Below are 8,500 nucleotides of genomic sequence, written 5' to 3'. Positions count from 1 at the left end.
CTGATCGTACGCCATGAACTTCGCCTTCCCCTTCGCCGCCAGCACCTTCGTGATCGCCGCCGTCAATGTCGTCTTCCCGTGGTCCACGTGCCCGATCGTCCCAACGTTCACGTGCGGCTTCGTTCGCTCGAATTTTTCTTTCGACATGTGCGCCTCCTCCTAAAATGTATGAGCCCACGACCAGAATCGAACTGGTGACCTTCTCCTTACCATGGAGATGCTCTACCGACTGAGCTACGTGGGCAAACTCCTGAGCGGGAGACGGGATTCGAACCCGCGACATCTTGCTTGGAAGGCAAGAACTCTACCACTGAGTTACTCCCGCATGCTCAATCCCATCTCTCGGCGTTCCAGCCAAACCTCACTTTGTGGAGGGGGAAGGATTCGAACCTTCGAAGGCGAAACGCCGGCAGATTTACAGTCTGCTCCCTTTGGCCACTCGGGCACCCCTCCTTTTGATTGGGGAGAGATACCGCTCTCTCCCCAACGGCCCCTCATCTGATCTCCACTTAATCGACCGCTCATTCCGCCTGATCAAATCGGCGAAGCCGAATTTGATCACTGCTCATTCGCTCTTGAGCTGGCGGCCAGACTTGAACTGGCGACCTGCTGATTACAAATCAGCTGCTCTACCAACTGAGCTACGCCAGCATTCTAAAACCTTCTCAAAAAACCAGGCCCATGAGGGCCGTTGAAGGGGAGGCTCCAACGGCTTTGCCGGTGGAGGGGGCGACGCGAGCCCCTAAAAAAGCCCTGCTGATTACAAATCAGCTGCTCTACCAGCTGAGCTACGCCAGCAATGGAAGAGTCACGATTCTTCGTTAAAAAGTTTTTTGACTCCTCTAAGAAATGCGAAGCCGCAAGGGTATAGGGAGGTTACCTCTCAAAGTCAATAATTTCTATCGGTTTTTTGCGATTTTCTGGGTGCGTTGCCGGAGGATCTCGTAGAGCAGAATTCCGCCCGACACGGAGGCGTTCAAGGAATCGATTTCATGGCGCTCCGCCGGAATCTTGATCAACAGGTCGCAGGTCTCCCGGACGAGCTTCCGCAAGCCCCTCTCTTCATTGCCGATCACCAACACCACCTTGCCCGGAAAGTCCTCCTCGGCCGCCGTCTTCTCCGCAGAATGATCAGCTCCATAGACCCAGAATTTCTCTTTTTTAAGTAATTCCAATATCTTAGCGATACTGGACACCCGGGCGATCTTGAGGTATTCGACGGCCCCAACCGAGGCCTGGCAGGCTCCCGGGCCGATCGAGGCCGCCCGGGTTTCCGGAAGGATGACCCCCCCGACTCCCAGGACATGGGCCGACCGGCACAGGGCCCCGAGGTTCTGAGGATCCTGGATTTCGTCCAAGACGAGGAGGGTCGATTCGGACGTCAACGTCTCCCATCCGACATAAGGATAGTCTTCGGCCTCGACCGCGATCCCCTGGTGCGTCGCCGAAACCCCGAATCGGGAGGGAAAGAACGAGGCCTCCACCGGCTGGATCGGGACCTTACGGCTCCGCGCCAGATCGGCGACGGCTTTTTCCTCAACGTCTTTTTGAAGGTAGAGCTTCAGGGCCTTCCGGCGCCCTGCGGAGAGAAGATGATAGACGGCATGTCGCCCGGCCACCCATTCGGACATAAGCACGGCTCAGTAATCGACGAGAATAGCGAGCGCAAGAAGGATGCGGAAATTAATGCAGCCCGTGTTCGGAGAGGACGGTCTGCTTCTGGAAGTTGAGCTCACGCTCGATCGCTTCCAAACGATCGGGATGATTCACGGAGAGTTTCGAGCGGGCGGCAAAATAGAGATTCTTCAGGTTCGACATCTTGGCCAAGAGCTCCTGGCGGCGGGCGTAGGAGCGGGTCTTGTCGTAGGCCTTGCGGGCGTATTCGTGGTTCATGGAGCTCGTCGCGAGGATCATCTGCAGGTTCACGAGGTCCGTCTTTTCCTGAGAGACGAGGTCCATCAGGATCGCCTCGTTCTCTTCCGGAGTCGGCAGCTTGGGCTCTTGATCGATCATCGTGATCTCCTCAGGATCAAGAAGAAGCAATCTTTCGGCCAAGAAGAACAAGGCAGGAGATTATTATTAAGTTACTGTAATTATTATGTTTTTTATGACACGAGGGTGCTGATATCTAGCGAAAAGACACATGAATGGGGTGCGGAGTCCTCAATTTGGGTCGGAGGCACTACGCATCCAACATCTCGGAGAGGATGGAATCAAGGGCCTGGATGGGATTGGGAGATTCCAAAACGGGCCGTCCGACGACGAGGTAATCCGAACCGTTCCGGAGGGCCTCGGAAGGCGTCACCTTTCTTCGTTGGTCGTCCATCGACGGGCTTTGGGCCGGACGGATACCCGGCGTCACGATCACGAAATCCTTTCCACACGCCTCCCGGACGGAACGGGCCTCTTGCCCCGAGCAGACGACACCGCCCAGACCCGAGTTCTTGGCTTCCGTCGCCAGACGGACGACCTCGTTCCGGGTGTCCTTCGTTTCCTTATCGCTCGTCAGGACGGTGACGCCCAGGAGGATCGACCGGTCGCCGACGGCCGCGGCCGCCGCCTTCATCATCTCCGTCCCGCCCCGGGCGTGCACATTGATCATGAAGACATGGAGCCGCGCGGCGACCTCGCAGGCCTGAGCAACGGTATTGGGGATGTCGTGGAACTTGAGGTCCAAAAAGACGCGACCGCCCTCGTCCTGGACCATGCGGACAACGTCCGGACCGGCCGACGTGAAGAGGCCGAGGCCCACCTTATACAGAGAAACCTTGTCGCGGAAGAGACGGACGAGACGCCGCGCCTCTTGGATGGAATCGACGTCCAAGGCGAGGATGAGTTTGTCGCTCATGCGCCTCGAACCTTTGTCAGGACGTGGGAGACGGCCGAAGCGCGCGCGATGGGCGTGACCACACCCGATTTCCGTTCCTTGACCTCGACCTCACCCTTCTCGATCCCCTTCTTGCCCACGACCACGCGCCAGGGAATCCCCAAAAGGTCGGCGTCGTTTAGTTTGACGCCCGCGGTCTCGGGACGGTCGTCCAGAAGGACTTCGACGCCTTCTCGCTCCAGGGCCGCGGTGATTTCAAGGGCCGCCTTGGACATCTCGGTCTCCGGCCCGCCCAGGGGAATGACCGAGACCGGAAACGGCGAGAGGGCTCGCGGCCAAATAATGCCCTTCTCGTCGTGATTTTGTTCGATCGCCGCCGCGGCGGTGCGACCCACGCCGATACCGTAACACCCCATGACGATCAGCCTCGACTGGCCCTCGGGGTCGAGATAGGACGCCTGAAAGGCTTCTGAATATTTCGTGCCCAGGTGAAAGACCTGCCCGACCTCGATGCCCCGGTAACTCTTGAGCGGGGTCCCCGTTTTTGGGTCCTTCTTGTCCGCGGGGACCTTGTCGACGCTGTAGCCCAGATCGCCCGTCTCGGTCACGAAGACTTCGTCCTCTCCGGAATTCGCCAGAACGTGAAACTCGTGCGAGAGCGTGCCTCCGATCTCTCCGGTCCCGGCCTCGACCGGCACGAAGGTCAGCCCGCAACGCGTGAAAATCCTCCGGTAGGCCTCGTACATGCGCCAGTAGGTCTCGATCGCGGACTTTTCGTCCCGGTCGAAGCTGTAACAGTCCTTCATGAGGAACTCGCGCCCGCGCATGAGGCCGAAGCGCGGGCGGATCTCGTCCCGGAACTTGGTCTGGATCTGGTAGAGCGAAACGGGAAGCTGGCGGTAGGAGCGGATCTCGTTGCGGACCAGGTCGGTGATCGCCTCCTCGTGCGTGGGGCCGAAGCAGAACTCGCGCTCATGGCGGTCCTTGAACCTAAGCAGCTCCTTGCCGTAGACATCCCAGCGCTTGGATTCGATCCACAGCTCCTTGGGCATGACGACCGGGAGGAGGAGCTCCTGAGCGCCGGCGGCGTTCATCTCCTGGCGGATGATGCGCTCGACGTTCTGAATCACGCGGAGTCCCAGGGGCAGGTAGGTGTAGATCCCCGCCGCGATCTTCCGGATCATCCCCGAACGGAGCATGAGCTGGTGGGAAACGACCTCGGCATCCGAGGGCACCTCGCGCAGGGTCGGGATCAGCATTTCGGAGAATTTCACGATGGCACACCTCAAAGGATCTGAATTCTGACATCGCACCCGGAGGGTGTGCCGCGTTTTGTAAACGACGGGATCGGGCCAATCAAGGTGTATTAGCGGTAAACGGCCCCCGGCCCTCCTCCAAGGCCGACCGAATCGGCCCAGACGACCTGGAACATCATTCGCGGGAGGAGGCTGTCGCCGTCGAAGGGGCGCGTGCCGATCGCCCCGATGACGCCGCCCTGGACGCGGAACTGGAGGGACTCGAGGGCATAGACGTTTAGGCCCGCATCGAACTGGACGGCATCCAGCCCCGTCACGCCCGTGCGGATCCCGTCGTCGTGCGTGTACCCACCGCGCAGGTTGATGGCGACGGGAGAGCCCGTCGGCCGGATGCGCAGGTACGCATTCGCCCCGCCCCAGCGTTGCTCGCCCGATTCGGTCGTTTCGGTGCCGAACATGCCGTAGACCGTCGCGCGGACGGGGCCGTCCGTGGAACCGAAGGTGAGCCCCAGGTCGACGAAGTGCCGCCAATGGTCATTGTTTCCCGGCTGGTCCGCGCCCCCCTGGTAGTCGGCGGAGAGGGCGAAGTTCGGATACGTGAGCGAAAAGTTCGACATCAGGTAAGGCATGCCGTTGTTGTTGATAAACTGATCGGGCCCCGGACCGACCGCGAATCGGAACGCCGCGTTCGAACCCACGAGGCCCAGCTCTCCCCAGACGAGCTGCGTGAACGGCGAGATGCTGTAATTGACGCTCGCCAGGGTGAAATCCCTCAGGTCGGACCGATACGTCTCCGCGCCGGAGCGATCACCCCTCCGCCCCGCCCCGAGGCAGAGAAGGTTGGGACACCATTCGGCGAAGACCTGGGGAAAGTCGAAGTAATAGCCGTGCTGGAGGCCATTTGGCTGGAGGGCGTTGAAGTTGGGCCCCGCCCCCGCGTCGAGCGTCAAAGTGAACTGTTCCACCGGCTTGATCTCCAGGATCAGCTCTCCGTTTGGGTTGAAGAAGGTGTCGCTGTTGTAAAAGCCGGAGGCCCACAAGGGATGAGTGCGTCCAGGGCGCACGATGTCGACGCCTCCCGTCATGTCGACCACGCCCGTCAGACGCACGGTATGCCTCGGCGGCGGCGGCAGGGCCTCGCCGCAGGTTCGGCTCTGCGCGCCGGAAGAGGCGGACGGCTCGGCCAAGGCCCGGAAGGCGGTGACAAAGGCGTCGTTCACGTCGATCCAGACGCCGTCATTCACCTGAATTCGCGGTGCGGGCGTGCCGTCGGTCGTGTCGAGGTCGACGACGGCCTCGACCGTCGTATGGACAGCGCCGGTCAAGACGTCGACCGTCGCCCTCGAGGAACCGTCCGAACACGAGGCCGTCCTGGAAAGCGGTCGGTATTCACTCACGTTCAGCTCCTTGATGAGCAAATCTTAAAACCTGAACGCACCGAAGGCCGTAGGTCTTCGGTGTACAAAGGGTATCGTGCAAACCTTTGCCAAGTTGCATCAAAAATGGCGCAAGCCATTGATTTTTAGTAATTATTTTGAGCTGCCGCTGCCCATTTCTATATCAGTTGACTAAAAGGCAGGCAGTTTCTGGCGGAGTTCTTTCACCAGAAGTCGCAGGGGCTCGCTTCGGGCGCCGTTCGCCTCAATCCAGGCCGGCAATCTCCGCAGGAAGTCCTGATAAGTCCTCTCATAGGCCTCGGCGGTGGGTTCGCCGGCGAGCCATGTCCGGTTCACGTTATCGGCGAGGGCGCGGACCAGTTTTTCGAAGATCGGTTCTTGCAGGATGGAGAACTCCTGGCGCAGACGGAACGCGACGGCCCGCGCAGGCCGCGGTCCTTGGTCGGTCTTTCGCATCTCCTCCGCGAGGAGGGACGTTCGTGGACCGTTCTGGCGCTTCATCAATTCAATCGCCGCCGCGACGCGCGCCTCAAGGACGTCCTCCGGCACGTGCGAGGGCGCGTTCGGCGTCTGGCCGGGGAAACGCCCGCTCCCCTGCCAGGCCTTGAAGATGTCGCTGGCCATCCGTTCGACCAGGATTCGGAACTCGGCGCCGTGCAGGGCGGGATACCTCTGAAGGAGTTCGGAGGCGATCAGGCTCGTCGCGACGGAGGGGTCGACGGTGACGGAGGCGGGCGCGGGTACGGGGCGGGGGGCCGCGGAGAGGCGGAGAAGCGGCTCGAAATTGTTTCTCCCGTCTTTCTGGAACGCCGGATTCTCCAGATCGACGCCCGTGCGCGAGAGAAAGTAGGCGAAGATCTGCTGCATCTCGGCCCAATCCGGGGGTTCGGAGGTCTTCATCAAGGCGCGCGCCGTCCGGATGCCGGTGGTCATCGCATCCGTCCGGAGCGAGCCGAAGCTCACCCCCGACAATTGCGGGTGTTCGCCGAACGAGAGGCCCGTCAGGACGGCGCCGCGCTCGTCCCTCAAGGGCATCGTGAAGAGCGGATGGCCTTCCTTGAAGAATTCCGGGTGCGCCCGATTCATGCCGTGAACCGCCCGGTAGATGGCCTCCTGGTCCTTGGCGTGAAAATAGATGACCCCCGAATCCGAGCGGCCGTAACCATCCGGCTGCGCGGCGATCTTGAACTGGATCTCCCCCTTGTGCGCCTTGAGGGCGGGCTCGATGACTCCGCTCAGGTAACGGAAGATCCCCTCGGCGTGGCGGCGCCGAAGCGAGAGATAGACGCGGCCCTCGAATCTCGTCCGGGGATCGAAGGTCCCCCCGTAAAACCAATAGCCCGTCGGCAAGACGGGGACGCGGTCCCGCGTCAGGTTCTGTCGGACCTGTTCGAAAAACTCCGGGCGCGAAGAGCCTGTCTTGGTTTCGAGCAATTGGCTGGGGGTGGGATTCTTGGCCTGGTACTTGTCGTACATCAGGAAGGCCGTCGCCCCGACCTTGGTTTCGGTGGGCGGCTCCCCTTCCTCGCCGTAGGACGCCTCGATCGTCGTCTCCATCCAGTCCAGCCCGAGCCTCTGCGCCGCCACCGCCTCGAAGGGGGCCAGGGCCTCCTTCATCAGAGGCGGCACCGCGATCCGACGCCAGGGCCGCTCCGCCAGGAGGTCCGGCGTCACGCCCCGGTACTGGAGGTCCCTCTTCTGGCCGTCGCCCAGGGACAGCCCCTCCATAAAAAGACGGGCGGCCTGCCCGCGCAACCCGAAGGTGTTGGGAAATTCCGAGAATGCGAAGACAGCCTCACGCCGCGACACCAGGCGCTCCAGGCGCTCGATCACGTCCCGGAACCCCTCCGGATTGGTCTTCCCGAGGCGGTCGGCCAGATCCAGCCAGGAGGACGACTGCGCGAGCGATCTCGCCAGACGCTCTCCGAGGGCCAAGGCCTCATCAAGACGGGCTGTCGGGAAATACAGGGCCCGGAGGAGGACGGCCTCCCTCCGGAGCATCAGGGACTCCAGCTTGATCAAGAGACCGGCGTCTTGGGGGACCTGTTCTCGGAGCCGATTCAGCCTTTCCTCCACAGGGGCCGGGGATGAGATCACCCCGCGGATCTTCTGCGCCATGTCCCTGCATCCAACCTCCTCCAAGGCGGCGAGCACGCCCTGGAAATCCACGGCCGATTGGAGACGCCTCGCCAGGGAATCCAAACGGCGGGTGTAAGGAAGACGAACCTCAAATTCAACGCGTCCGATGCGAATCTTGTCCCCGTCCTTCAGGGCCGCTTTCTCGCTGAACCCGAGCCGACGGCCGTTGAGATGGGTTGACCTCGCCGAAAGGGAGGGGTCTTCGATTTCGTACCGCCCGTTGACGAAACGGATCACGGCCTGCTGGGCGGCGATCTCGCGGTCCCGGAGCCTGATCAGGCCCGGGTCCGCGCTGTTTCCCAAACCGATGCCGAGGCAGTGCCCGGCATGGTCGATTCGCGCTAGGGCGTAGACCCGAACCTTTACGCCGGCAAATACGACCTCGAGTCGGGCCGCCTCGTCGGGCGCCAAAGGCGCGGCCGGGGAAGGGCGTAGCGCCGGAGCCAGATTTTCTGAGCGGAATTCGTGGGCGGGAAGTCCCAAGACGGCGGCGATCCGTTCGAGAGGCAGCGCAGAGGCCTCGGCCAGGGGCGTCCGGCACTGTTCCGCCGCCGCCTCCAAGAGAGGCCGGTGGGCGGCCAGCAACCGAAAGGCCTCTTGAGGGGCCCCGGATTGAACCAAGTGACGAACCCGCGCGACCTCTTCGGAGGCGATCGCCCCCGGCAACCGCTCCACGGCCCTCAGGGCATAGAGGACCTGATCGCTCCCAACCGCCGGGCCCAGGGCCTGGGTGTTCTGGATCAGCCCCAGTGCGGCCTGGAGCTCACCGCCGGCCAGCGACAGGTTGGGTATCAGGACGGCCATGGGATCGATTTTTGGGTAGAATCCCCCTTGGCGGGGTTATCGGGCGGAAAGGGTAAAAGTTTCCAAAAAAGACGATT

General features: G+C 61.8%; 7 protein-coding genes and 4 tRNA genes. All 11 read right to left on the bottom strand.

The genetic code is table 11. From position 1 onward, the window contains the following. A partial coding sequence (locus VLJ37_03655) for a GTP-binding protein (protein HSA58757.1) occupies positions 1-147 on the bottom strand: 147 nt, incomplete at its 3' end. Between the two features lie 24 nt (positions 148-171). Beyond that, positions 172-244: transfer RNA gene (locus VLJ37_03650), tRNA-Thr, on the bottom strand. A gap of 9 nt (positions 245-253) precedes the next feature. Then, positions 254-325: transfer RNA gene (locus tag VLJ37_03645), tRNA-Gly, on the bottom strand. 44 nt (positions 326-369) lie between these two features. Next, positions 370-453 (bottom strand) — tRNA-Tyr (locus VLJ37_03640). 125 nt (positions 454-578) lie between these two features. After that, positions 579-651: transfer RNA gene (locus tag VLJ37_03635), tRNA-Thr, on the bottom strand. Between the two features lie 248 nt (positions 652-899). Next, a complete protein-coding gene (gene rlmB, locus VLJ37_03630) occupies positions 900-1,631 on the bottom strand; it encodes a 23S rRNA (guanosine(2251)-2'-O)-methyltransferase RlmB (GenBank protein ID HSA58756.1) in 732 nt (243 codons plus the stop codon). A 52-nt stretch (positions 1,632-1,683) separates the two neighbouring features. Further along, on the bottom strand, positions 1,684-2,013 hold the full coding sequence (locus VLJ37_03625) for a hypothetical protein (protein HSA58755.1): 330 nt from the start codon (positions 2,011-2,013) through the stop codon (positions 1,684-1,686). Positions 2,014-2,182: 169 nt separating this feature from the next. Then, a complete protein-coding gene (gene pyrF, locus VLJ37_03620; protein ID HSA58754.1) occupies positions 2,183-2,848 on the bottom strand; it encodes an orotidine-5'-phosphate decarboxylase in 666 nt (221 codons plus the stop codon). Continuing rightward, positions 2,845-4,101 carry a proline--tRNA ligase gene (gene proS, locus VLJ37_03615; GenBank protein ID HSA58753.1) on the bottom strand — a complete coding sequence of 419 codons (1,257 nt, stop codon included), beginning with the start codon at positions 4,099-4,101 and terminating at the stop codon, positions 2,845-2,847. The genes pyrF and proS overlap by 4 nt, the downstream gene beginning before the upstream one ends. A gap of 92 nt (positions 4,102-4,193) precedes the next feature. After that, positions 4,194-5,480 carry a hypothetical protein gene (locus VLJ37_03610; GenBank protein ID HSA58752.1) on the bottom strand — a complete coding sequence of 429 codons (1,287 nt, stop codon included), beginning with the start codon at positions 5,478-5,480 and terminating at the stop codon, positions 4,194-4,196. A 171-nt stretch (positions 5,481-5,651) separates the two neighbouring features. Beyond that, positions 5,652-8,423 carry a T3SS effector HopA1 family protein gene (locus VLJ37_03605; protein ID HSA58751.1) on the bottom strand — a complete coding sequence of 924 codons (2,772 nt, stop codon included), beginning with the start codon at positions 8,421-8,423 and terminating at the stop codon, positions 5,652-5,654. Positions 8,424-8,500 lie beyond the last annotated feature (77 nt).

Source organism: bacterium (genome assembly GCA_035454885.1).
GTDB lineage: Bacteria > UBA10199 > UBA10199 > JACPAL01.
Note: the sequence above shows the minus strand (reverse complement) of the source record. Positions and strands in the feature narration are given on the sequence as shown.